At 70.3% G+C, this 23,304-nt stretch carries 19 protein-coding genes; 12 read left to right on the plus strand and 7 right to left on the minus strand.

Annotation, left to right across the window (positions count from 1 at the left end):
* Positions 1-29: 29 nt before the first annotated feature.
* The 5 genes from PZE19_RS28615 to PZE19_RS28635 form a co-directional block, all read right to left on the minus strand.
* Entirely contained in the window at positions 30-728 is a 699-nt protein-coding gene (locus PZE19_RS28615; RefSeq protein WP_277864016.1) for a response regulator, read from the minus strand.
* Positions 725-2,572, minus strand: a complete 1,848-nt coding sequence (locus PZE19_RS28620; protein ID WP_277864017.1) for a sensor histidine kinase — start codon at positions 2,570-2,572, stop codon at positions 725-727. The genes PZE19_RS28615 and PZE19_RS28620 overlap by 4 nt, the downstream gene beginning before the upstream one ends.
* A gap of 54 nt (positions 2,573-2,626) precedes the next feature.
* A complete protein-coding gene (locus tag PZE19_RS28625) occupies positions 2,627-2,962 on the minus strand; it encodes a hypothetical protein (RefSeq protein ID WP_277864018.1) in 336 nt (111 codons plus the stop codon).
* 273 nt (positions 2,963-3,235) lie between these two features.
* Positions 3,236-4,576, minus strand: a complete 1,341-nt coding sequence (locus tag PZE19_RS28630; protein ID WP_277864019.1) for a sigma-54-dependent transcriptional regulator — start codon at positions 4,574-4,576, stop codon at positions 3,236-3,238.
* Positions 4,577-4,688: 112 nt separating this feature from the next.
* Positions 4,689-5,213: a hypothetical protein gene (locus PZE19_RS28635; protein WP_277864020.1), complete on the minus strand. Its 525-nt coding sequence runs from the start codon at positions 5,211-5,213 to the stop codon at positions 4,689-4,691.
* A 234-nt stretch (positions 5,214-5,447) separates the two neighbouring features.
* Between PZE19_RS28635 and PZE19_RS28640 the strand changes: the two genes are divergently transcribed.
* From PZE19_RS28640 to PZE19_RS28670, 8 genes are all read left to right on the plus strand, one after another.
* Complete coding sequence (locus tag PZE19_RS28640; protein WP_277864021.1) at positions 5,448-6,380, plus strand: YiiX/YebB-like N1pC/P60 family cysteine hydrolase; 933 nt, start codon at positions 5,448-5,450, stop codon at positions 6,378-6,380.
* Between the two features lie 468 nt (positions 6,381-6,848).
* Entirely contained in the window at positions 6,849-7,958 is a 1,110-nt protein-coding gene (locus PZE19_RS28645) for a hypothetical protein (protein WP_277864022.1), read from the plus strand.
* A gap of 116 nt (positions 7,959-8,074) precedes the next feature.
* On the plus strand, positions 8,075-9,070 hold the full coding sequence (locus PZE19_RS28650) for an alpha/beta hydrolase (RefSeq protein WP_277864023.1): 996 nt from the start codon (positions 8,075-8,077) through the stop codon (positions 9,068-9,070).
* A 105-nt stretch (positions 9,071-9,175) separates the two neighbouring features.
* The gene (locus PZE19_RS28655) at positions 9,176-10,630 is read left to right on the plus strand and encodes a 3-keto-alpha-glucoside-1,2-lyase-like domain-containing protein (RefSeq protein ID WP_277864024.1); all 1,455 of its coding nucleotides are present in this window, start codon (positions 9,176-9,178) and stop codon (positions 10,628-10,630) included.
* A 43-nt stretch (positions 10,631-10,673) separates the two neighbouring features.
* Positions 10,674-11,369 carry a DUF2293 domain-containing protein gene (locus PZE19_RS28660; protein ID WP_277864025.1) on the plus strand — a complete coding sequence of 232 codons (696 nt, stop codon included), beginning with the start codon at positions 10,674-10,676 and terminating at the stop codon, positions 11,367-11,369.
* Positions 11,370-11,572: 203 nt separating this feature from the next.
* Entirely contained in the window at positions 11,573-11,767 is a 195-nt protein-coding gene (locus PZE19_RS33270; RefSeq protein ID WP_368411392.1) for an SEC-C metal-binding domain-containing protein, read from the plus strand.
* The gene (locus PZE19_RS28665; protein WP_277864026.1) at positions 11,722-12,381 is read left to right on the plus strand and encodes an FMN-binding negative transcriptional regulator; all 660 of its coding nucleotides are present in this window, start codon (positions 11,722-11,724) and stop codon (positions 12,379-12,381) included. Before PZE19_RS33270 ends, PZE19_RS28665 begins: the two co-directional genes overlap by 46 nt.
* A gap of 41 nt (positions 12,382-12,422) precedes the next feature.
* Positions 12,423-14,459: a tetratricopeptide repeat protein gene (locus PZE19_RS28670; RefSeq protein WP_277864027.1), complete on the plus strand. Its 2,037-nt coding sequence runs from the start codon at positions 12,423-12,425 to the stop codon at positions 14,457-14,459.
* Between the two features lie 28 nt (positions 14,460-14,487).
* On the opposite strand, the gene PZE19_RS28675 is transcribed toward PZE19_RS28670, so the two are convergent.
* Positions 14,488-15,480: a nuclease-related domain-containing protein gene (locus PZE19_RS28675; RefSeq protein WP_277864028.1), complete on the minus strand. Its 993-nt coding sequence runs from the start codon at positions 15,478-15,480 to the stop codon at positions 14,488-14,490.
* A 203-nt stretch (positions 15,481-15,683) separates the two neighbouring features.
* Between PZE19_RS28675 and PZE19_RS28680 the strand changes: the two genes are divergently transcribed.
* The 3 genes from PZE19_RS28680 to PZE19_RS28690 all read left to right on the plus strand — a co-directional run bounded on the left by PZE19_RS28680 (position 15,684) and on the right by PZE19_RS28690 (position 18,781).
* On the plus strand, positions 15,684-16,229 hold the full coding sequence (locus PZE19_RS28680; protein WP_277864029.1) for a J domain-containing protein: 546 nt from the start codon (positions 15,684-15,686) through the stop codon (positions 16,227-16,229).
* Positions 16,230-16,443: 214 nt separating this feature from the next.
* Positions 16,444-17,313, plus strand: a complete 870-nt coding sequence (locus PZE19_RS28685; RefSeq protein ID WP_277864030.1) for an FkbM family methyltransferase — start codon at positions 16,444-16,446, stop codon at positions 17,311-17,313.
* Between the two features lie 211 nt (positions 17,314-17,524).
* Positions 17,525-18,781, plus strand: a complete 1,257-nt coding sequence (locus PZE19_RS28690; RefSeq protein WP_277864031.1) for a fatty acid desaturase family protein — start codon at positions 17,525-17,527, stop codon at positions 18,779-18,781.
* Between the two features lie 52 nt (positions 18,782-18,833).
* On the opposite strand, the gene PZE19_RS28695 is transcribed toward PZE19_RS28690, so the two are convergent.
* Positions 18,834-19,970 carry a hypothetical protein gene (locus tag PZE19_RS28695; RefSeq protein WP_277864032.1) on the minus strand — a complete coding sequence of 379 codons (1,137 nt, stop codon included), beginning with the start codon at positions 19,968-19,970 and terminating at the stop codon, positions 18,834-18,836.
* Between the two features lie 604 nt (positions 19,971-20,574).
* On the opposite strand from PZE19_RS28695, the gene gyrA reads away from it, so the two are divergent.
* Positions 20,575-23,256, plus strand: a complete 2,682-nt coding sequence (gene gyrA / locus PZE19_RS28700) for a DNA gyrase subunit A (protein ID WP_277864033.1) — start codon at positions 20,575-20,577, stop codon at positions 23,254-23,256.
* Positions 23,257-23,304: the final 48 nt, after the last annotated feature.

A 23,304-nucleotide genomic window follows, 5' to 3' on the forward strand; every position in this document is an offset into this window, starting at 1 on the left:
GGGTCCGATCTGAAGGTCGACGGCTCCCCTCACATCACCTTGTCGTCGTAATATTTCATCAGGTGCAGCCGGGCCGGCTCGAACTCGGGGTCGGCCACGACGGCGGCCCGGTAGGCCGAATAGGCGGCGTGCCGCTCGTCTCGCAATTCGTGCAAGACCCCGATCAGGTAATGCCCCTCGGCGCAATGGGGATCGACGCCGACGGCCTGCCGCAGGGCCGCTTCGGCGTCGTTGAACGCCCGACGGTTCAGGGCCGCCTTGGCCCGCGTCAACGCGTCGGCCGACGCCTCCGCAGCCGGTTCGACGGCCGGCCCGGGCTCGACCCGGGGCGCGGGCCCGGCCCGGGCCTCGGCCCTGTCGGCCCGCATGAGGACTTCGGCGACGACCCGACGAAGGGCCTCGGGGGTGACCGGCTTGGGCACGAAATCGATGGCCCCCAGGCGCATCGCCCGGACGACGTTGGGCGCCTGGTCGTGGGCGCTCACGATCACCACGGGGACGTCCATCCCCGCGTCGCGGAGCCGTCGCAGGAATTCCATCCCGCCCATGCCGGGCATCTGGAGGTCGAGCAGGACCAGGTCGGCCGGCTGCTCCTTCAGCCAACGCAGGGCGCTCTCGGCGTCCTCGGCCGTCGACGGGGCGTACTCGTTCGAGACGAGCGCCGTGCGAAAGACGAGCCTGACGTTGGGCTCGTCCTCGACGATCAGGATGCGTCGCGAATCGCTCATCTCGGCCTCCCCTCCTCGTGCGACGCGGCGGGCAGGCGCACCGTAAAGGTGCTGCCTCGGCCCGGTTCGCTGGCGGCCTCGATGTGGCCGCTGTGCGCGGCGACGATCTCGCGTGCGATGGCCAGGCCCAGGCCGACCCCGCCGCCGACGCGCGAGCCCGGCACCCGGTAGAACCTCTCGAAGATCCTCGGCAGGTGGTCGGCCGGGATGCCCTCGCCCGTGTCGGTCACGGCGAATTCGACGGAGCCGTCGTCGGCCTCGGCCGCCACGCGGACCGAGCCGCCCCGGCCCGTGTGGTCCAGCGCGTTGCCGATCAGGTTGTCGAAGACGTGGTCGATCCGCTCGCGATCTACGAGCACCGGGGCGAGCCCGGGCGCGACGCGGCTTTCGAGGGAGATCCCCGCGTCCCGAGCCTTGGCCTCGTACCGCTCGACGGCCCGGCCCACCAGCTCGTCGGACGTCTCGGGCCGCAGGTCGAGCCGGACGCTCCCCTGTTCGATCCGAGCCAGGTCGAGGAGGTCGTTGAGCATCGCCAGCAGGCGGTCCGAATCCTGTCGCGCCGCCAGCAGCAGCTCGACCTGCTTCGGGTAGAGCGGGCCGACGGCCTCCTCCAGCAGGAGGTGGACGACCATCTGGATGCTGGTCAGCGGGGTCTTCAACTCGTGGCTGACGGTGGCGACCATGTCGCTCTTGAGCTGATCCACGAGGCGGAATCGGGTGACGTCCTGGAGGACCACGGCGGCGCCCAGGGGCCCCAGTTCGCCGCGGATCGCCAGGACGCGCGGCAGGAAGAACCGCTCCTGCCCGTCGTCGCGGAGGCAGAAGGCGAACTCCAGGCCGGTGGGCAGGTGGTCGGCGCCTCCCTTGAGCACCTCGAAGAGCGGGGCCCGGCACTGCGGCGGAGGGTTCCAGGGCTGCGGCTCGTCGCCCGCCGGCGGCAGGCCGAGCACCCGGCGCGCGGCCGGGTTGGCCCGCTCGACCTCCCCCGACGGATCGACGACCACGACCGGATCCGGGAACGAGTCGATCGTCGCCTGCGCCGTCTTCTGGGCGCGCAGGAGTTTCGAGGTCCCCGCCTCCTGGAACTCGCGGATGCGGCGGGCCATGCCGTTGAAGGTCTCGGCCAGCTCGCCCGATTCGTCGCGGGACAGGACCGGCACGACCTGTTCGAGGTCGCCTCGGGACATGGCCCGGGCGGCCTGAGTGACCGCGCGGATCGGGCCTAAAAGCGACCGGGTCAAGAGCAGGGCGACGAGGGTCGCCACCGCCGCCGACCCGCAGAGCAGCACGACCATCCAGCGGGCCGACGTCGCGGCGGACGCCCGCGCCCGGCGGTCCATCGCTTCCATGTTCGCTTGATTCAGGTCCAGGACGTCATCCGCCTTGTCCTTGATCTGGTCGAAGACGGGCAGCACCTGGTCGAAATAGAACCCCGTTCGGGTCGCGACGTCGGCCGCGGGCCGATCGTAGAAACGGGCGGTCAGCTCCAGGTAGCGGGCGAAAAGGTCGGCGAGCCCGTCCGCCAGCTCCCCTTCGCCGGGGAGCGTGACGTTGCCCCGCTCGATCGCCAGGTTCTCCTCGAACGCGGGCCGCGACTGGGCGAACTGCTCGCGGGACCGTTCCTCCTGCCCGCCGATCGCGAAGAGGAGGGCCGAGTCCATGCGTTCCAGGGACTCCTTCATGCGCTGGGACGCCAGCACGCTCCGATAGTTCTCGCGGAGGATGACGTCGATGTCGCCGCCGAGGCGCTGGAACATGACGACCGCCCAGAGCCCCATGCCGAACATGGCGACCAACAAGGGGGCGATCCCCAGCAGCAGCTTCGATCTGAGCGTCGTGAGCATGGTCGTAAGACGTCCGTCGCCGCGGCGGGCCTGGAGTCGAGAGGCAATCTTGATTTAGAGGCTCGCCGGGAGCGGCGCGCCGATCGGGACCGCCTTCGCCCCGTAGACGGCGGCGACTTCGCCCCCCGGCAGGAAGAAGACTCCCGCCAGGCGTAGGTAGCCCGCGACGAGGCCCAGGTTGACGTGATGGATCGTCGCCGGCTCGCCGCTGCGGGCGACCTCGAAGAGGCCCGGGAGCACGGGGGGAGCCTCGGCGAGCTGATCGGGCGGGACCGACTCGACGATCGCGCCGTCCGGGATCCGGGCCGGCCGGCGCCGCTTCATGGCCCTGTAAGGCACGGCGAAGATCGCCGCATCGCGATCGGCGCGGAGTTCGTAGATCGTAGACATAATAGCTTCCATTCCCATCGATGCCGGGTGATCGCAACACCCTTCGACGCGTCGAGGATCGGCTCCTCGGGGACGGCCGGGACCCTCACGCCTTGGGCCCATCAAAAGCAAGGCTCGTGCCGCTGCCCGCATGTGCATCATAAGGCTCGTCTTGGATTCAAGTTGCGGAAGATTCAGCCCGGCGTTGCACGGGGGGCGCCCGAGGGGCGGCCGTGCAAAATGCAAGGCCGCTCGTGCAGATCGCACGGCCCGCCGCCGCGGCGGCCGATCGGCTCAGATCCCGAATTGCTTCCGCTTGCGATACAGGGTGCTCGGATCCATGCCGAGGATCCGCGCGGCCGCTTCGAGGCTGGGGGCGGCGGCCGTCACGCGGCGGATGTGCTCGACTTCCAGCCGTTCGAGGCTGATCGGCGCGCCGACTTCGACGGCGACGTGGGCCGGGTCGGCGGGCGGGATCGCGATCCGCTCGGGGAGGTCGGCCAGGCCGATCTCCGGCCCTTCGGCCAGCATCGCCGCCCGCTCGACGGCGTTTCGCAGCTCGCGGAGGTTGCCCGGCCAAGGGTGGCGGGCGAGCGCCGCGCGCGCCTCGGGGGTGAAGCGATCCAGGCGACGCGCGGTCTGGCGGGCGAAGAAGCCGAGGAGGTGGTCCGCCAGGTCGAGCAGGTCGGTGCGACGGCGGAGCGGCGGTAGGGTGATCTCGACGACGTTCAGGCGGTAGAGGAGGTCCTCGCGGAACGAGCCGCCCGCGACGGCCGCCTCGAGGTCGCGATTGGTGGCGGCGATCAGGCGTACGTCGGCCGCGCGGGTCTTGGCGTCGCCCACCCGCTCGTACTTCTTCTCCTGGAGGAACCGGAGCAGCTTGGGCTGCAGCGGCGTGGGCAGGTCGCCCACCTCGTCGAGGAACAGGGCGCCCCCCTCGGCCGCGGCGACCTTGCCGGCGGCGTCGCGGACGGCGCCCGTGAAGGCCCCCCGCACGTGGCCGAACAGCTCGCCTTCCAGCAGGTCCGCATTGAGGCTGGGGCAGCTCACCGTGACGAACGGGCCGTCGGCCCGCCCGCTCCAGGCGTGCAGGGCCCGCGCCAGCACGCCCTTGCCGGTCCCGCTCTCGCCGCGCAGCAGCACGGCCGCGTCGGCGGGGGCCACCCGACGCGCCAGGTCGAAGGCCCGCCGCATCGAGGGATCGGGGCTGTCCAGCTCGGCCTCGGGGATCTCGGCCCGGACCCGCTCTTCAAGGTCGGCGACGCGGTCGCGAAGACCTCGCACCCGGGCGACCCGCTCCAGGACGGCGCGGACCTGGGCGGGGGTGAAAGGCTTGGGCAGGTAATCGAAGGCCCCGCGCCGCATCGCCTGCACGGCCGAGTCGATCGAGGCGTAGGCGGTGATGACGACGATCGCCAGCCGGGGCGTCTGGCCCAGGAGCGGCTCGAGGAGTTCCAGGCCGGATTCGTCCCCGAGGCGTACGTCGACCAACGCCACGTCGAAGGACCGCCGGCCGACGAGTTCGAGCGCCTCGGCCCCCGAGCCCGCCTCCTCGACGGCGTGGCCGACCGCTTCGAAGGTCGCGCGCAAGGTGCGCCGGATGTTCGGCTCGTCGTCGACGATCAGGATGTGCATGGCCGTCCCAAACTCCGGTCTTCCTCGCGAGCCCGCCCGACGTTCCATTGTCCACCGACTCGTGGGCCGGGCAAGGGCGGCTCGGCGTTCGCCATCCGGGCCGGATCGCGGCTCAACCGCGCCGGCACCGATCTTCGGCCGTCCTTCGGACCGCTCGCAGGGCGTCGAGGGTCCGCCCCCCGCTGCCGTCGTCGCTGCGTCGGGCGGAGGCGATCATCTCGTTCCAGCGTCTCAGGTCGGTGGTGGAGATCTTCCGGACGCTCGAATCCTTGGCCCATTCATGGCCGATGATCCTGCCCAGCTCGGCGACCTGCGCGGCGACGGATTGCCGGGCCGCTTCCGATTTCACCGCGCCCACGGTCACCTCGCCGAACTTGCGCCAGCCGTCCGACATCATGTTGCCGTCGTAGAAGGTCCGGACCCAGCCCCGGTACTGGCCCCAGGTCTGCACCTCCTGGTTCGAGCGATCGCTCCGGTAGGCCGCGAACGACTCGACGTCGTCGGGCGCGTTCGACGGCGCGGCCCTCGGGGCGACCGCGGCCGCGTCTTCCGTGGCGGCGGCTTCGGGGGCGGGCGTGCAAAGCGAGAGCAGGGTCATCAGGGCCGCCCAACCGCCGGCCCGCCTGGCGTGATCCATCTTTCTCTCCTTCCGAGTCTCGTGGTTCGTCTTTGCCGATCATGCTCACCGCATTCATCTCCATGCGGGACCCGATCGGACGAAATCCGATCGCCCGCCGGCGTCTCCCCTCGTCGGACGCCTCGCCCGGAAAATCCGTCGCGGGCCGACGTCCGTTCGGTTCGTCGATGGTGATAACCCCCTGACAGGGCCGGGCGTCGGCTCGATACGAGACCTCGCAGCGGGAGTTTCGCCATGACGTGGTTCTACTGCCTGATCGCCGCGTTCGGGATGGCCGGGAAGGATGCCGCGGAGACGACGGATTGGATGAAGCCGGCGACGTGGCGGGGGAATTTCTGGGGGCCGGCGGCGACCCGCGCCCGGTCGACCGGAGAACTTCCGCCGCTCCCGACCAACCCGGCGATGACCCGTTGGGCGGATTGGGGCAAGGCCGTGCTCCGGGACGGGGACGTCGTCTTCCGGCTCGGCGACGCGAAGGCCCTGGGGGGCGCGTTCCCGCTCAGTCGGTTCATCTCCGCCGCCACGGGCAGCCGCTTCTCCCACACCGGCATCGTCGCGCTGGAAGAGGGCTCGCCGGTGGTCTACGATTGCTCGTCCGACGGCGTCCAGCGCCAGCCGTTCGAGGTCTGGATGCTCGACTGCGTGGGCGACCTCGGCGTCAAGCGGCTCAGGGCCGAGCACCGGAAGCACGTCGCCGGCATCCTCGGCTACTGCCGCGAGCAGTTCGAGCGACAGCTCCCCTTCGACTTCGAGTTCCGGCCCGACGACGCCGCTTTCTACTGCGTCGAACTCACGGAGAAGGCGTACCGATCCCAGGGGCTGAAGCTCGCCGAGCCGGTGCGGATCGGCGACTGGGAGAACCTGGGCCGCTATCCGCTGACCGCCGTCGCGACGCCGTTCGCCAGCAAGCTGTTCCTGACCCGGCCGATCAGCCTGGAGCAGCCCGTCTACCTGCCCGGGAACGACCGCGAGGGGGTGTGGTCGTCCCCCCTGCTGGAGAACGTCTACAGCGGGGAGACCCGAACGGACGCGAGGGCGAAGGCCGCCCGCATCGACCTGCGGGGAGACCTGGACATGATCTGGTACGCGGTCGCCTCGTTCCGCAACCGGGTGAACGCCGTCGCGACCACGCCCGTCCCGGCCGCGAAGCCGCAAGCGGCCCCCTGAACACAGACCGACTGCGACGCGGGGCGATCGACCGGGGGCGTCGGGTCGACGCCCCGCATGGATCGCCGCGCGTCGTCGAACATACGGTCGTCGGTTCGGTCCGGGAGGGGATGACCCTTTACCGGCCGTTTCGACGCGCGTTACAGTCCGCGGTCAAGGCGGCCGTCCAGCACGTCGACGCAGAGGACTCGCCGCCCGGCTCGATGAACGGACGGGTCGAACTGATCAAGCCGGCCCTGGTCGACGCCCGGCGACAAGCTCGACGTCGTCATCAAGGCGAACGTCCGGCGCCGCGTCGGCCAGCTCGGGATCATGGGGCCGGTCCTCCCGGGGAAGCTCAAGTCCGGCGGCCCCAAGGTCGTCGGCGGCGTCGACGACCTGGCCTCGGGCGAGGTCGAGATCCTCGCCTGAGCGGACGCGCCGCAGCGTCCCCCATCGCGGAAAACACCGAGAAAGCAGAAAATCACGATGCGAAATCGATCCGGATTGGCGGTCGCCTGGCTGGTCTTCGCCCTCGCGGCGATGCAGGGCGAGCCGGCCCGCGCGCAGTGGGATTTCCCCGGCGGGTTCGGCGACTGGGGCTGGGGGGGGTGGGGAGGCGGAGCGACCGTGGCGGGAGACCAGGCGCGGGGCCTGGGGACGTTCGCGCAGGGGGCCGGCTTCTACAACAAGCAGACCGCCATCGCCGACTCGATCAACGTCGATACGGTCATGCGCTGGAACGACTACGTCTTCGAGTCGCAGAGGCTCGCGAACCAGGCCCGGCTCCGGAGGATGGCGCAGCGGCGCGAGGCGAACACCGAACGCCTCGAAGACGCCCAGAAGCGCCTGCGGGATCAGCCCACGCCGCGCGACGTCACCCAGGGCGACGCGCTCAACGCCGCCCTGGACGAGATCAACAATCCCCGGATCTACGCCAAGGCCCTCCGCGCGGCGACGGTCCGGGTCGGCGGCGACGTCATCCGGAACATCCCGTTCCGGTACAACGCCGCCATGATCACGATCGGCCTGCACCAGCTGGCCACGGACGCCCTGCCCGCGCCCCTCCTCAGGCCCGAGTTCGCGAAGGACTTCGAGGCGATCAAGGCCCTCGACCTGCAGATCCTCGCCCAGGTCGACGAGAACGAGGCGGCCGATCCCGCGACCGTCCGGAAACTGCTGGACGCCATCTACGACGCCGAGGGGACGGCCGCCGCGATCCTGCCTCGCGGCAGCCTCGACCAGAAGCAGGCCGACCGCTACCTGAAGGCCCTGCACGGCCTGGTCGTCATGCTCAAGGCCCCCAACATCGAGTCGCTCGCGGCGGGCGCCGACAGGCGACCCGACGCGACCCTCGGCGAACTCCTGACCTTCATGAACGCGTTCAACCTGCGCTTCGGCGTGGCGTCGACCCCTACGCAGCGCGTCCACTACAACGCCCTGCACAGCCAGCTCGTCGCACTGCGAGACGAGGTCAGCCCGCCCACGGGCGTCATGGCGACGATCACGAGCCTCCCCGGCTCCGCGAGCAGCTGGATCCAGGGCTTCTTCTCGGGGATGAGCTACGACGACCTGCGGAAGGCCGCCCCTCGACCGTAGCCGCGCCGCCGAAGTCCGACTCCTGGCGAAACCGACGCCGGCCGAATACCCTGGACCGACGGCGTCCGCGCCAGCGGCGCGAGGTCCAGGTATTCCTTCAGCCGGGGAGTCGTGGGATGGGGAAAGCGATCGTCTGCGCGGCCTGGCTCGGCGCCCTGGCGGCCTCGGCCCTCGCCCAGGAGAAGGGCCCGTCGCCGCCGAGCCCGGATTCCCAGTACCGGCTGGGGCCCGACTCCCTCCCCCAGGAGGGCGTCCCGAAGGGGGAGATCCGCGGGCCGTACACCCTCCCCAGCCAGGCCTACCCGGGCACCCAGCACACGTACTGGGTCTACGTCCCGGCGCAGTACGATCCCGCCGCGCCGGCGGCCCTGATGGTCTTCCAGGACGGCCAGGCGTTCAAGGACGAGAAGGGCGACATGCGGGCCCAGAACGTGATGGACAACCTGATCTACCGGCGCGAGATCCCGGTCATGATCGGCGTCTTCATCAACCCGGGCCGACGGCCCGACCAGCCCGAGCCGACCCCCCGGAACTGGGGCGACCGCGACACCAACCGGCCGACCGAATACAACTCGCTCGACGACCGGTACGCGCGGGTGATCACCGAGGAGCTGACCCCGGCCCTGCGGAAGGACTTCGCCATCTCGGACGACCCCGAGATGCACGGCATCGGCGGGTCGAGCTCGGGGGCCATCGCGGCGTTCACCGTCGCCTGGGAGCGGCCGGACCACTTCCGCAAGGTGCTGAGCAACGTCGGCAGCTTCGTGGACCTGCGCGGCGGTCACGTCTATCCGGAGAAGGTCATGGAGGCCGACAAGAAGCCGATCCGGGTCTACCTCTGCGACGGCCGCAACGACAACCGCGGCCTCCGCGGCGGCAAGTACGACGAGAAGCGGGACTGGTTCCTCCAGAACGTCCGTCTGATGAAGGCCCTGACGCAGAAGGGCTACGACGTGAACTACGCCTGGGGCATGAACGGCCACGGACAGAAGTTCGGCGGCGCGATCCTGCCCGACATGATGCGTTGGCTCTGGCGCGACGGCCCGGTCTCCACCGACCCGAACGACGCCGTCGAACGCGGCTTCCGGCCGCCGGCCGCGAAGAAAGAATGAGGAGCGCCGGCTGGGCGCCGCCCCTTTGACGGCGGTCGCGGGGGGCGACACAATCGGGGCGATCCTCGCCCGGAACGACCCGACCAGGAACCGGAGAGCCCGACCATGACGCGACGCCTGCTCCTCATCCCGGCCTTGATCCTCGCATTCGCCGCCCCGGGGGCGACCGGCCGCGCCGAGGACGGGGGCTGGACTCCGCTCTTCGACGGCAAGTCGCTCGACGGCTGGAAGGTCAACGGCGGTCGCGCCGAGTACCGGGTCGAGGGCGGGGCGATCGTCGGCAAGACGGTGGAGGGGAGCCCGAACACCTTCCTCTGCAAGGGGGACTTCAAGGACTTCGTGCTGGAGCTGGAGGTCCGCTGCGACCCCCGGCTCAACTCGGGCGTGCAGGTCCGCAGCCACGAGAACCGCCAGCGGGCGGGCGTCGTCTACGGCCCCCAGTGCGAGGTCGCCCGCAAGGAGACCGGCACGGCGGGACGGTTCTACGACGAGGGCCGCCGGGGCCAGTGGCTGGCCGAGATCGAGCCGGCGGCGAAGGCCGCCTTCGACGACGACGGCTGGAACCGCTACCGGATCGTCGTGCAGGGCGACCGCTACCGATCGTGGATCAACGGCGCGCCGGCCAGCGACTTCCGGGACGGGAAGGACGAGCGCGGCCTCATCGGGCTGCAGGTCCACGGCATCGCCAAGGGCGAGGGGCCGTACGAGGTCCGCTGGCGCGACGTCCGCATCCGCGAGCTGAAGCCGGGCGAAAAGGTCGCCTCGGCGGCGACGCCCGGCCCGCGGGTCCGTCGCGACGTCGCCTACGCCGGGACGACGAACCCTCGGCAGACGCTCGACGTGTTCGCGCCGGCCGACGGAGATCGTCATCCCATCGTCTTCTGGATCCACGGAGGCGGCTGGCAGGCGGGCGACAAGGCCGAGGTGCAGGTGAAGCCCCAGGCGTTCGTGGATCGGGGCTGCGTCTTCGTCTCGGCGGGCTACCGATTGATCCCCGAGGCGACGATCGACGAGATGGCCGGCGACCTGGCGAAGGCCCTGCGCCACGTCCGCGACCACGCCGGAGAGTACGGCGGCGACCCCGACGCGGTCTTCGTGATGGGCCACTCCGCCGGGGCCCAGCTCGCCGCCCTCCTCTGCACGGACCTCCGCTACCTGGAGGCCGAGGGGCTCTCGCCGGCGATGCTCAAGGGCTGCGTACCGGTCGACGGCGACACCTACGACGTGCCGTTGCAGGTGGCGACCGTCGAGGACCGTCGGGCGCAGAGCTACCGGCGGAAGTTCGGCGACGAGGCGAGCCAGAGGCGCCTGTCGCCCATCGCGCACGTCGCCTCCGGCAAGGGCGTCCCGCCCTTCCTGATCCTCCACGTCGCGGGCCATCCCGAGACCACGAAGCAATCCAATCGTCTCGTCGAGGCGTTGAAGGGGGCGGGCGTCCCGGCGACGGCCTTCCCCGCCGAGGGCAAGGACCACGGGACGATCAACGCCGACCTGGGCGCGCCGGGCGACGCGGCGACGAAGGCGGTGTTCGCGTTCCTGGACGAGGCGTCGAAGAAGTGACGAGGGATCTCGCGGGCGGCGGGACGGGACGGGCGGAAGACTCATGGACGATCACACCTTCGGCCCCGGGCCGACCCCGGACACCGTCCGGACCGCCGACGGCCGGGTCCACGCCGCGCCGGAGGGATGGTCGCTCCTCCCTCCCGGCGACCCCGGGCTGACTCGCCGGGTGAAGGCCGCCGGCGATCACTGGGTCGTGCAGGAGAAGCGCGGCCGGAAGGTGTTCTCCCGCGGCGTCTGGGCGGCGTCGGCGACCATCGACCGGATCCGGGCCGAGCTGGACGCCGAGCGGTCCACCGAAGCCTACGCCCGTCGGAGGCAGGCCGACGCCCGCCGCCGCGACGACGTCCAGGCCGCCTACGTCGAAGACTTCCGCGGGGCCGTGACGGCGTTCCTCGGCTTCGATCCCGCTCACGCCGACGTCGCCGATCGGCTGGCCCTGGCCGTCGCCGAGCATGCCACGCCGGTCGGCAGCGGCACGGTCGCCCGGACGGAGCGCATCCCAGTCGAGCAGCGGGCCGAGGCCGCCGTCATCGCCTGGCTGCGGCACCGGACCACCGGCTACGACGGCATGGCGATCCCGAAGAAGAAGGGCGCGCGGCGAGAGGTCCGCCGAATGTTCGCCCGCCGCTCCCAGGAGCTGTTGCAGCGGTACCGTCGCGGCGAGCCGGTCGACGACGCGTGCCCGCTGAAGCGGGCGCTGACGACCAACGACGGCGACCGAACGATCGTCGAGTGAATCCGAACCTCGTCGACCCCGTCGATGTCCTCCTCCGTGGTCCGATCGTCCCGGCGAGTTTGCACCATCCGAAGGAGGTGTGCCATGCGGCCCGATTTCGACGAAGCGCCCTGCTTTCGAGGTGATGTCCAAGCGTCGCAGGGGGTATCCTCAGCGAAGCCCAGGTCAAGCGCGGCCGCCGGGTCGTCCACGGCGACAAGGAGCTGAGCGAGAAGCTCGGCCGCAACGACCTCTGCCCCTGCGGCAGCGGTCGCCTGTTCAAGAAGTGCTGCCGCGACGCCGGCTGCTTTCGACGGCGTCGGGCGCGACCATTACGAGCGATGATCGGCGCGACGGAGGGATCGATCGAGCCATGTACGTCCCCGCCTCCTTCGCCGAGACCGACGCGGCCAGGCTGAACGATTTCATGAGGCGGCACGGCTTCGCCCTCCTCACCTCGCACGGCGAGGGCGGGCTGGTCGCCAGCCATCTGCCGCTGTTGCTCGACGCGGACGCCGGCCCGCGCGGCCGGCTGATCGGGCACATGGCCAGGGCCAACCCGCAGTGGCGACTTGTCGAGGGCGAGGTCATGGCCGTCTTCTCCGGGCCGCACGCCTACGTCTCGCCGTCGTGGTACGAGGAGGCGGGGACCGTCCCGACCTGGAACTACGCCGCCGTCCACGCCTACGGCGTCTTCCGCCTCGTCGAGGATCGGGAAGGCCTCCTGGACGTCCTGCGACGGTCGGTCGCGACCTACGAGGGCCCGAGGCCCGAGCCCTGGCGGTTCGACGAGGCGGACCCGCAGGTCGAGATGATGCTCAGGGCCATCGTGGGGTTCCGCATCGAGATCACCCGGCTGGAGGGCAAGTGGAAGCTCTCGCAGAACCACCCGGAGGGCCGTCGCAGAAAGGTGATCCGGGCCCTGGCCGCGCGGCCGGACGAGGATTCGCGCGCGATCGCCGGGATGATGGAGGAAGCGATGGTCGAGGCCGGAAGATCGCCCGACGGACCATCGAAGGGGCCTCGATCGTGAGGCCGGCGGGGCGCGAAAAATCGCCCGACGTCGAGGTCGACGTGAGCGCCGCCGACGCCTCAGGCGACGATCCCCGGGACGCTCGGGCCCTCGTCGTCAGGGGCCGGGCGCGGCAGGTCCAGGGCGATCTCGCGGGGGCGCTCGCCGACTTCGACGAGGCGATCCGACGTGAGTCCGACGACGCCGACGCCCTCGGCGGGCGGGCCGCCGCTCGTCATGCGATGGGCGACCTCGCCGGGGCGGTCGCCGACTTCGACCGGGCGATCGCCGCGGCTCCGCGGGCGGCCTGGCTGTACAACGGCCGGGGCGCGGCCCTGCACGTCGACGACGACCTTCGCGCCGCCGTCGCCGACTACGACCGGGCCATCGCCCTCGATCCGGCCTTCGCGGAGGCTTACCGGAACCGGGGCCACGCGCGCTACGCCGAGGGCGACCTCGAGGCCGCGATCGCCGATTACACCGAGGTCGTCCGGCTCGGCCCGGCCGACGCCTCGTCCCACCTCCATCGCGGCGAGGTCCGGCTGGCGGCCGAGGATTACGAGGGGGCCGCCGCCGATTTCGGCGAGGTGATCCGCCTCGACCCGAACCATGCAAGGGCGTACCAGGGCCGCGCCGCAGCCCGGGAGGCGCTGGGCCGGGACGACCTGGCGGAGGCCGACCACGACGCGGCGGAGCGGCTCGGCGACGAGGAACCCACCGGAGGATCGACGATGAGCGTGACCGAGCGTAAGCCCCAGATCCACGCCCTGCTCCAGTCCCACTTCGACCCGACGGCGGTGGAAGACCTCACCATCACGGAAAGGCCGTTCCCCCTCCGGGTCCGGGCCGACTTGCAGCGGGCCGTCGATCAGGTCTTGCGGGACGGCGCGGTCGTCTCGTTCTTCTGCGGGGTCAGGAAGCCCCACGCCTTCGAGGGGATCAGCTTCTCGGAGCTGCTGATCCGCGACCGCAACAACCCCGTCCAGTCGGTCCCGCCGCTCTACGAGGAGGTCGACGTCGGCGAGGAGCATCCCGTCCGCTGCCTGAAGAACGGCCTGTGGCTGCTCGAAGCCGAAGGCGCGAGGTTCGCCGTCTTCCTGGAGCAGAGCACCCAGTTCCACCGGGTCCAGACGCTGCGGATCCAGGTCGCCACGCCCAACGACCCGCAGGGCTTCCGGGCCTCGCAGGGCTTCCTCAAGCGGCTGGAAGACGCCGTCCAGCGGGCCGAGTCGTACCGGGGCAAGATCCTCTCGCTGGAGGCGGGCGAACGGTACTCGGGCCGGACGTCGGGCATCCTGGTCCACAAGCTGGCCTCGGTGGACCGGGACCAGGTCATCCTGCCGCCCAGCACCCTCGACCTCCTGGAGCGGAACGTGACGCGGTTCGTCGGCCTCCGCTCGCGGCTCTCGGCCCTGGGGCTGGCGACGAAGAAGGGCCTGCTGTTCTACGGGCCGCCGGGGACCGGGAAGACGCACACGATCCACTACCTGGCCGGGTCGCTGGCGGGCCACACCACACTCATGATCACCGCCGAGCAGGTCGGCCTGCTCGACGAGTACATGGCGCTCGCCCGGCTGCTCCAGCCCAGCATCGTGGTGATCGAGGACGTGGACCTCATCGCCAGGGACCGCACCACGATGAACAGCCCGTGCGAAGAGGTGATGCTGAACAAGCTGCTCAACGAGATGGACGGCCTGAAGCCCGACTCGGAGATCCTCTTCATCCTGACGACGAACCGCCCCGAGGCGCTGGAGGCCGCGCTGGCGTCGCGGCCGGGCCGCGTCGACCAGGCGATCGAGTTCCCGCTGCCCGACGACGACGGTCGCGCCAAGCTGGTCCGGCTCTACGCCCGGGGCATGGAGACGCCCGACGAGGTCGTGGACGCGATCGTGAAGCGGACCGAGGGCGTGAGCGCCTCGTTCATCAAGGAGTTGATGCGACGCACGGCCCAGTTCCACCTGGAGCGGGGCGGGTCGAGCCGGATCGGGCTCGAGGACGTCGAATCCGCGCTCGACGAGCTGCTCTTCAGCGGCGGGACGTTGAACCGGAAGCTGCTCGGGGGCCGCGTCGACGCGGCGGGGCCTTCGTGCAGCCCGTGACCCGGATGCCTCGACGACGTCCCCGCCGCTACCCCAGGACGATCCGGCTCAGATCGACCAACCTGCGAGGCCTGGGCTCGACGTCGCCGACGGCGTGGAACATGACCGTGTCGGCGGTCGACACCTCCAGGCGGTGCTTCCCAAGAGTAACGCTCCCGAGGGAGCCGAGCCCGGTCACGGCCTTCACCAGCCCCCAGAACCGGCCTCGCGTCCACCGCAGCTGGATCGGCGAGCCGCCCGCCATCTCGGTCAGTTGCGGCTTCCGGTACTTCTCCTTGCCGATGTTCAGCGCCACCACGTCGCCGGTGACCACCTGCGAGCCGTAATAGCCAAGCTCGTCCCAGGTCTGGACCTCCGCGAGGTGGGAGACGATCTTTTCATAGAGGTCGGAGGGGATCCGCCCGGCCGCGTCGCCGGACCTCGCCACCGAATTCAGGCAGAATTCGACCAGCGACGAGAACATCCGCTCGGCGAGCCCTTTCCGGCCCGGCGGCCCGAGTTCGCCGTCGAGTTCCCGCCGGGAGACCACGTCCGGACGGGCCTCGACCTCCGGGGCGAGTTCGAGGTTCGGGTTCGTGAAGACGACCTTCGCGGCGATGTGGTCCCGGACGACCTGCTCGTCGAGGACGAGCCCGCGATCGCGCAGGTACTCGACCACGGCGTCCCGCCGGAGCCCGTTCTCGCGGATCATGTCGCCGTGATCGACGACGTCCCCGCCGCGCCGGGTCTGGAGCCAGGTCCCGTCCCGGATGGTCAACCGCCCCGACCAGTTCTTCACCTCGATGAGCTGGATCATCGCGGGCGTGCAGACGATCAGGTCGATCTCGCGCCGCCGGCCCTGCCGCTTCGAGGGGATGCGACGGCCGGCCAGGAGGTGGGCGTCCTTGAACCGGCCTGACGACCCGACCAGCTCCCTCACCAGGAGCTCGCCGTCCCGCCCGCCCGTCACGCCCGCCGACTCCTCGGCGGGTCGAACCTTCTGAATCTCGGACCACTGCCTGAGTCGATCGAGGAGTCCCAAGTCATCCCTTCCTTCGTCGCGGGTCACGGCGTTCCTGCACGCCGAAGCCCCAGGATACCCGCTCCGCCCCGCCGAGCGGAGGCCGGTCTTCGGGTCCTCGGCTCCCAGGGAGTCGGCGGCGGGCGCGATCTCCGCTTCCCCGTCCCGGACGCCTTGCGTTAGGCTTTTCCGGGGGCGTTCATTCACCGCAGGGGATCGTGGCGATGTTGCTGATGGCCGAGAACCAGGACGACCGGGTCATCTGGGTCGTCGTGGAGCTGCACCGGCCGAAGCAACGGATCCGCAGCCGGATCATCCTCCACCTCGGGGAGTTCGGGTCCCGGGAAGAAGCCGAGGCCGCCTTCCTGGCGCGGATCGCGACCGACCCCCGGCTCCGCGAGCACGTCGAGTCGTGGGCGGTCCACGCGGAAGACGTGCTGAAGGATCGCAAGGCGCGGGCCAAGTTCTTCCGGTTCGGCGCGTCCACCGGCGGCGTCGCGGAGTACGCCGACGAGGCCCTGCGCCGGCACGCCCGGGAGGAGGAGCAGGCCAGGGAGAGGGCGCGCGCGGCCTTCTGGAACTCGGGCGGCTCGTCCTCCGCGTTCGCCACGCTCGGCCTCCCCAGCGCCGCCTCGATGGCCGAGATCAAGGCCGCCTACCGCCGGATGGCCGTCCAGATGCACCCGGACCGGGGCGGGGACCACATGGCGATGGTCCGGCTCAACGCCGCTTACGAGACGGCCGTCGAGTACGCCGCCTGGCGCGGCTGATCAGCCAGATCCTCGAGGTCGGCTGCCATGGAAGAGCAGGAAGATCCCCCAGAGCGCCCCGTCCCCGCACGCGGATTGACGCATACTCCGACGATCCCGCTTCGGGAGAGTTCGGGGGTGCCCGGGACGATTGGTTTCAGATTTGCATCGGACCGAGGGCATGTCCCATCAAAGCACACTCTCTCCATCGCCGCCTTCCGAGGATCAGGTCCCCATGTCGGATTCCGTCGCGGTCTCGCCGAGGCAAGCTGCACACTGCTCGGTCCGCCTCCCCAACGGGATGGCCGTCGACAGCCTCGGCGTCGACGACACGCTCATGGTCTACCGCGACATCTTCGAGGACGACTGCTACCGCCGGGGCGGCGTCGCGATCCACGACGGCGACTGCATCCTCGACGTGGGGGCCAATACGGGCCTGTTCATCCTCTACCTGAACTCCATCCTCGCCGACGCCCGCGTGTATGCGTTCGAGCCCCTGCCGGCCACCTTCCAGGTGCTGAGCCGCAACATCGAGCGGCACAATCACCTGACCGTCAGCCTGTTCAACGTCGGCCTCTCGCAGAGCGCGGGGAGGGCGGCCTTCACGTATTACCCGCGGATGTCCAACGCCTCGACCATGTTCCCGGACGAATCGTCGCGGGCGGCGCTCATGGGCCGGGATTACATCCTCCAGCGCTTTCGCACGCTCCCGCGCCCCTGGGCCGCCTTGCTGTCGCTGTGCCCTTCGTGGATCCGCGTCGCCCTTGCGGAGCGGGTCCGGAAGTATTATCTGAAGAAGCACAAGGTGACCTGCGGGCTGACCACCCTGTCGGGCGTCCTGCGCAAGCACGGCATCTGCCGCGTGGACCTGCTGAAGGTCGACGCGGAGCAGAGCGAGCAGTCCATCCTGGCGGGTCTCGACGACGAGGACTGGCCGAAGATCCGCCAGGTCGTCATCGAGGTCCACGGCGGCGACGAGGCGATCCGCGACATGAGACGCTCCCTGCATCGCCGCGGCTTCCAGACGGCGGTGGAGTCGAACCCGACCTTCCCGAGCCTCTCGCTGCTCTACGGCGTGAGGCCGGACGACTCCCCGAGGAATTGACGACCGGCCCCATGTCGAGCCGATCCGCCGTACACCCCCGGACGTCCCCGGCCGGCCCGCATCCCCGCGATGCGGGTCGGCTCCGTCCGGCGCGACGCCACCCGACGCGATCAGCGCCGCTGGTCCCATCCCCCTCGACGCCGGCGGGACGACCCCGTCGGCGGCTTCTCAGCGACCCGGCCGCAGGCGGCTCGGGCGCAAGGACCGCAGGATGAACGACGAAGTTTCACACGGCGCCGCCTTCAACGACCCGGGGCTCAACGCCCGGATCATGCGTCTTCGGTCGCTCGACAACGTGACGAACCTGGCGTTCCTCGCGAAGGAATACCTCGGCGTCGCGGTCGTGGCGGGCGCGGCGGTCCTCTTCTGCGAGCGGCGCGAGGGCTGGGGGCTGGCCTGGGCGTGGGACGTCCCGGTCGTGGCGGCGGCCATCGTGCTGATCGGCGGCCTCCAGCATCGCCTGGCCGGCCTGGGACACGAGGCCTCGCATTACACGCTCTTGAAGAACAAGACCTGGAACGACCTGGTCGGCGACCTCTTCTGCATGTTCCCGATCCTGGCGACGGTCCGGCTCTACCGGGCCTTCCACCTGGCGCACCACCGCTACACCAACGACCCGGAGCGGGATCCCGACCTCGTGCTGCTGGGCGAGAGCAAGCGGGTCGACCAGTTCCCGATGACCCGGGGCCGCTTCATCCGGGAGTTCTACCTGCGGCCGCTCACCGACCCGCTGGCCTTCCTGAAGTACCAGCACGACTACGTCGACGTCACCGTCCTGGGCCGGCCGGAGGACCGACCCGCCGCGGGAACGGCCGAACCGGGTCGCCACCCCTCTCGGCTCGGGACGACCCTCGGCTGGGCCTACGTCGTCGCCACCTTCGCCGCATGGGGGGCTGTCGCCGCGGCGGATCGGCCCATTTGGAACATTTATCTGGGCCTCGCGGGCACGTTCCTCGTCCTCGCGGTCGGTGCGGCGCTGCCCGAGCGGGCGTTCCTGGCCTCTTCGCTGCGGCAGCCGATTTCCGCTCGTCACGAAGGGATGTTGAGGCTCGTCCACTACACCTGGTGCCTCGCGGCCCTGGGCCTGCTCCATGGGGCGACGGACGGGCGGTCGACGACCTATTTCATCCTGCTGTGGATGCTGCCGATGTCGACGTCGTTCTTCTACTTCATGCTCCTGCGCGACGTCTATCAGCACACGAACGCCGACGACGGCCGGCTGACGAACACGCGCGTCTTCGTCGTCGACCCGTTCACGCGCTGGGCGGTCTTCGTCTACGGCCAGGACATGCACCTGCCGCACCACCTGTTCCCGGGCGTGCCGCATTACCGGCTCCCGCAGCTGCACGGGCTGCTGAAGGCGAGTCATGCGGCGTACGCGACCCAGGCGGTGGAGTGCCACGGGACGTTCGCCAACCGCAAGGGGATGCCGACCATCCTCGACGAGTTGACCGCGCCGAGGCCCTGAAGGGCCGCCCGGCGCGCTCGCCGCGGGGCGGACGCGCCGGGCTGCGGCGAGATCAGGGCTGCGCCGGCTGGGGCGCGGGGGGCACGGGCGCGGCGTGGGGGTCGGGCTGGGGGCCGAAGTGGTTGAAGCTCATCCCCGAGAAGTAGGCCGTCACCTTCTTGGGGTCCGGCTTGGCGGCCTGAGCGGCGTACGGGTTCGAGTCCGGGGCCTGCACCTGGTCGCGAAGCTGGGCCAGCATCGGGAAGAGTTGCGTGTAGGCCACCTGCTGATCGGGCGTCTGGGCCACGCCGAACCGCAGGTTGAAGCTGCTCATGAAGCTCAACACGCGGCCCAGCGTCGTCGTGGGGTAGCGGTCCAGGCCCTTGAGGAACTGGTCGACCGAGGGCGTCTTGAGCATCTTGGTGATCCCGTAGAGGGCCTTCAGGAAGTTGTCGGCCTCCTTGCGATCCTTCGACCCTTCGGCGAGCACCAGGGCGACCTTCTGTTGGAGGGCCTGGATCTTCACGCGGGCGTCCGCGAGCGTCTGGGGCGAGATCTCGTCGCTTTCCTTCGCCTCCTTGCGGGCCTTCGCGACCTGGGCGCGGAGCGCGTCGCGCTCGACCTGGAAGGCCGGGTTCGTCAGCAGGACGTCGGGCACGCCGTTGGCGCTGAGGTCTTCCAGGCTGATCGCGATCATGTTGGCGGCGTATCGGAAGACGATGTTCTTCACGAGGCGGCTGTCCACGGGCTGGGGGGCCCCCATGACCGCCTGGTAGGGGACCGCGGGGTTCAGCAGGTCGTCGAGGACCGCGTTCAGGGCGTCGCCCGTCTGGATGTCGTGCTGGCTGGGATTGTCGTGGATCCGGCGGTAGGTCGTCTCGCCGGACGCGCTGGCCTCCTTCTGCTCCCGCTGGGAGCGGCCGTAGTACTCGCGGGCGTTGTTCTTGTTGACCTGATACATGTACTCGTTGACCTGCATCGCGGTGTTGGCGTTGATCGAGCGGGCCTCGGCCGTCTGCTCGTTGTAGGCCCCCGCGCCGGCGGCGTACACGCCCATCCCGCGGGCCGCGTCGCCGCCCACCGTCGATCCCCCGCCCCAGCCGCCCCAGCCGCCGTATCCGCCCGGATAGCGGTACTGGGCCTGTGCGGGCCCCCCGAGGCAGGCGAACGCCGCGGCCAGAAATGCGACCCGACCCAGATGACGAAGCATGGCGAAACTCCCAGGCGAGATGGAGGCGGCCGCGTCTTGGGGTACGAGGCCAAGGATGCGCGCCGCCCGGTTCGATGACCCCTGCCGCGACGGTATGGCGGGGACGGTTTCGGCGAGCCGGCGCGTTCGGAGGCTCACGACCGCGACGGCCGCTCCGGAGCGCCGGGCCGCATCATCCTCGACGCGTCCGTGTTGGGGATGAGGGGACCAGGCCGTGGCTCGGCTCCGCAGGTCGCCCGCGCTCGCACCGTCCGCGCCGACGGTCGATGAAATCATCCAACACTACTAACAGCAATTCCTTGAGTTATCAAGCTTTTGCTTATGGGGTTTTCGAGGCGGGCCGGCGCGGGACCGACGCGCCGCGCGGGGCCGGCTTCGGCCTCCCGGGCCGCCCTCCGGGAGGCGGGTCGGCGGGGCCTCGCGGGCGTTCGCGGCGTCGTCGAAAACGTCTTGCCCGATTGGCACTTAAAGGCGTTCGGGAGCGGCCTCTCGCGGTTGCGGGGGAGGGGCCGTTTCGGGTAAAATCCAGGTTATGGAACGGCCCTTGCGACGACGTGCGCGCGTGGGTGCGTCGATCGGGCTTTGACGAGGGAACGAAACCGCCGTGAGTACCGCCGAACTGCCGACCAACGCGCCGCTCGCCCCCCAGCCGCTGGACATCGAGGAGGAGCTCAAAGAGAGTTACCTCAACTACGCGATGTCGGTCATCATCAGCCGGGCGCTGCCGGACGTCCGGGACGGGCTGAAGCCCTCGCAGCGGCGGATCCTGGTCGCCATGCGCGACCTCGGGCTGAACCCGGGCTCCTCCACCAGCAAGTGCGCGGGCATCGTCGGCGAGACGATGAAGCGGTACCACCCCCACGGCGACAACTCGATCTACCCCACCCTGGCCCGCATGGCCCAGTGGTGGAACATGCGGCACCTGCTGATCACCGGCCAGGGGAACTTCGGCAGCATCCACGGCCTGCCGCCGGCCGCCATGCGGTACACCGAGGCCAAGCTCAGCCCGGTCGCCGCCGAGATGCTGGAGGACATCGGCTACGACACGGTCGACTTCCAGCCCAACTACGACGAGAAATATCAGGAGCCCCGCGTCCTGCCGGGCAAGTTCCCGAACCTGCTCGTCAACGGCTCGGGGGGTATCGCCGTCGGCATGGCGACGTCGATCCCGCCCCACAACCTCGGCGAGGTCTGCGACGCCCTGGTCGCCTACATCGACGACCCGGCGATCGAGCTCGACGACATCATGGACGTCCTGCCCGCGCCCGACTTCCCCACCGGGGGCGTCATCTGCGGCCGGATGGGCGTGAAGGAGGCGTACCGCAGCGGCCGGGGCCGGGTGGTCCTGCGCGCCACGTCGTCGATCGAGGAGCTGAAGGACGGCCGCTCGCAGATCGTCTTCAGCGACATCCCCTACCAGCTCACCAAGGAGCCGCTCTTCAAGAAGCTGGCCGAGCTGGTCAACAACGGCCGGATCACCGGCGTCTCCGACATCGTCGACGAGAGCGACCGCAAGCAGCCCGTGCGGATCGTCGTGAAGCTGAAGAAGGCCGAGGATCCCAACGTCATCCTCAACCAGCTCTACGAGTTCTCGCCGCTGCAGGACACGTTCAGCGTCATCATGCTGGCCCTGGTCGACGGCCGGCCCAAGACGCTGCCGATCAAGGAGTTCCTCCGGCTCTTCGTCGAGCACCGGATCAACGTCATCCGCCGACGCACCCGGTTCCTGCTCCGCCAGGCGAAGCAGCGGGCGCACATCGTCGAAGGCCTCTTGATCGCGCTGCACCACATCGACGAGATCATCCGCGTCATCCGGTCGTCGGCCAACCCGGCCGAGGCCCGCGTCCGCCTGATGTCGATCGAGGTCTCCGCCCAGATCCTCCAGCGGGCCCTGAACGACCCCGACGCCAAGGCGTCCACCAGCCTGACCCGCATGCAGGCCGACGCGATCCTGGCGATGCAGCTCCAGCGCCTGACGGGCCTGGAGGCCGACAAGCTGGCGCAGGAGTACCTCGCCCTCAAGACCGACATCGACCGCTACGAGGTCATCCTGGGCGACGAGCAGGTGATCCTCGGCCTCATCCGCGACGACCTGCTGGAGCTGAAGTCGAAGTACGCCAACCCCCGCCGGAGCCAGATCTCCGACGAGGAGCTGGGCGACTACGACAAGGAAGCCCTGATCCGCGAAGAGTACATGGTCGTCACCGTCACCCACGACGGCTACATCAAGCGCCAGCCCCCCTCGACCTACCGCGCCCAGGGCCGCGGCGGCCGCGGGATCACCGCCGCCAACACCCGCGACGGCGACTTCCTGGAGCACATGTTCGTCGCGCTCACGCACGACTACCTGCTCTTCTTCACCGACCACGGCAAGGTCTTCTGGCTGAAGGTCTACGACCTGCCGATGGCCACGCGGACCTCGGGCGGCCGCGCGATCGTCAACCTGCTGCAGGTCTCCGACGGCGAGAAGATCACCGGCATCGTCCCCGTCCGCAAGTTCCGCGAGGACGAGAGCCTGATGATGGTCACCCGCCGGGGGACCGTGAAGAAGACCGACCTGACCGCCTTCAAGCGGCCCCTGGGCCGCGGCATCATCGCCCTGGGCCTCGACGAGGGCGACCAGCTCATCGGCGTCGCCCGCACCAGGGCCGGCGACCACGTCGTCCTGAGCACCCGCGAGGGCATGGCCGTCCGCTTCGACGAGTCCGACGTCCGCTCGATGGGCCGCCCCGCGCACGGCGTACGGGGCATCAACCTGGAAGAGGGCGACGAGGTGATCGGCATGATCGTCGCCAACGGCCAGGAGGACCCGGCCAGCCTGCTGACCGTCTGCGAGAACGGCTACGGCAAGCGGACCCTGCTCTCCGAGTACCGCTCGCAGAATCGGGGCGGCAAGGGCCTGATCGACATCAAGACCAGCGACCGCAACGGCCGGGTCGTGGCGATCGCCAAGGTGACCGACGCCGACGAGGTCATGATCACGACCACCGGCGGCATCCTGATCCGCACCCGCGTCGGCGACACCCGCCCCATCGGCCGCAACACCCAGGGCGTCCGCCTGATCCGCCTCGACGAGGGCGACGCCGTCAGCAGCCTCGCCAAGCTCCCCGAGGAGGAACTGGGCGGCGACCCCGAGACCGCCCTGGTCCTCGAGGCCGCCGACGGCGAGCCCCTGGACACGCCCGCCGACGGCCTGTCCAAGGGGCCCCACATCCTCGACGACGGGGTCGCCGAGGCCGACGCCCAGGACCACATCGACGCCGACGAGGCCGAACCCGAGGCCTGAGGCCGGCGAAGCGGAACTTCGATTATTCCCTGGACTCGCGACTTCCGG

It is taken from the genome of Paludisphaera mucosa (assembly GCF_029589435.1).
Classification (GTDB): domain Bacteria; phylum Planctomycetota; class Planctomycetia; order Isosphaerales; family Isosphaeraceae; genus Paludisphaera; species Paludisphaera mucosa.

Excerpts from the sequence above, each read along its gene's own strand:
- PZE19_RS28615 (WP_277864016.1), bottom strand. The coding sequence starts at position 728 with ATGAGCGATTCGCGACGCATCCTGATCGTCGAGGACGAGCCCAACGTC.
- PZE19_RS28620 (WP_277864017.1), bottom strand. The coding sequence starts at position 2,572 with ATGCTCACGACGCTCAGATCGAAGCTGCTGCTGGGGATCGCCCCCTTG.
- PZE19_RS28625 (WP_277864018.1), bottom strand. The coding sequence starts at position 2,962 with ATGTCTACGATCTACGAACTCCGCGCCGATCGCGATGCGGCGATCTTC.
- PZE19_RS28630 (WP_277864019.1), bottom strand. The coding sequence starts at position 4,576 with ATGCACATCCTGATCGTCGACGACGAGCCGAACATCCGGCGCACCTTG.
- PZE19_RS28635 (WP_277864020.1), bottom strand. The coding sequence starts at position 5,213 with ATGGATCACGCCAGGCGGGCCGGCGGTTGGGCGGCCCTGATGACCCTG.
- PZE19_RS28640 (WP_277864021.1), top strand. The coding sequence starts at position 5,448 with ATGACGTGGTTCTACTGCCTGATCGCCGCGTTCGGGATGGCCGGGAAG.
- PZE19_RS28645 (WP_277864022.1), top strand. The coding sequence starts at position 6,849 with ATGCGAAATCGATCCGGATTGGCGGTCGCCTGGCTGGTCTTCGCCCTC.
- PZE19_RS28650 (WP_277864023.1), top strand. The coding sequence starts at position 8,075 with ATGGGGAAAGCGATCGTCTGCGCGGCCTGGCTCGGCGCCCTGGCGGCC.
- PZE19_RS28655 (WP_277864024.1), top strand. The coding sequence starts at position 9,176 with ATGACGCGACGCCTGCTCCTCATCCCGGCCTTGATCCTCGCATTCGCC.
- PZE19_RS28660 (WP_277864025.1), top strand. The coding sequence starts at position 10,674 with ATGGACGATCACACCTTCGGCCCCGGGCCGACCCCGGACACCGTCCGG.
- PZE19_RS28665 (WP_277864026.1), top strand. The coding sequence starts at position 11,722 with ATGTACGTCCCCGCCTCCTTCGCCGAGACCGACGCGGCCAGGCTGAAC.
- PZE19_RS28680 (WP_277864029.1), top strand. The coding sequence starts at position 15,684 with ATGTTGCTGATGGCCGAGAACCAGGACGACCGGGTCATCTGGGTCGTC.
- PZE19_RS28685 (WP_277864030.1), top strand. The coding sequence starts at position 16,444 with ATGTCGGATTCCGTCGCGGTCTCGCCGAGGCAAGCTGCACACTGCTCG.
- PZE19_RS28690 (WP_277864031.1), top strand. The coding sequence starts at position 17,525 with ATGAACGACGAAGTTTCACACGGCGCCGCCTTCAACGACCCGGGGCTC.
- PZE19_RS28695 (WP_277864032.1), bottom strand. The coding sequence starts at position 19,970 with ATGCTTCGTCATCTGGGTCGGGTCGCATTTCTGGCCGCGGCGTTCGCC.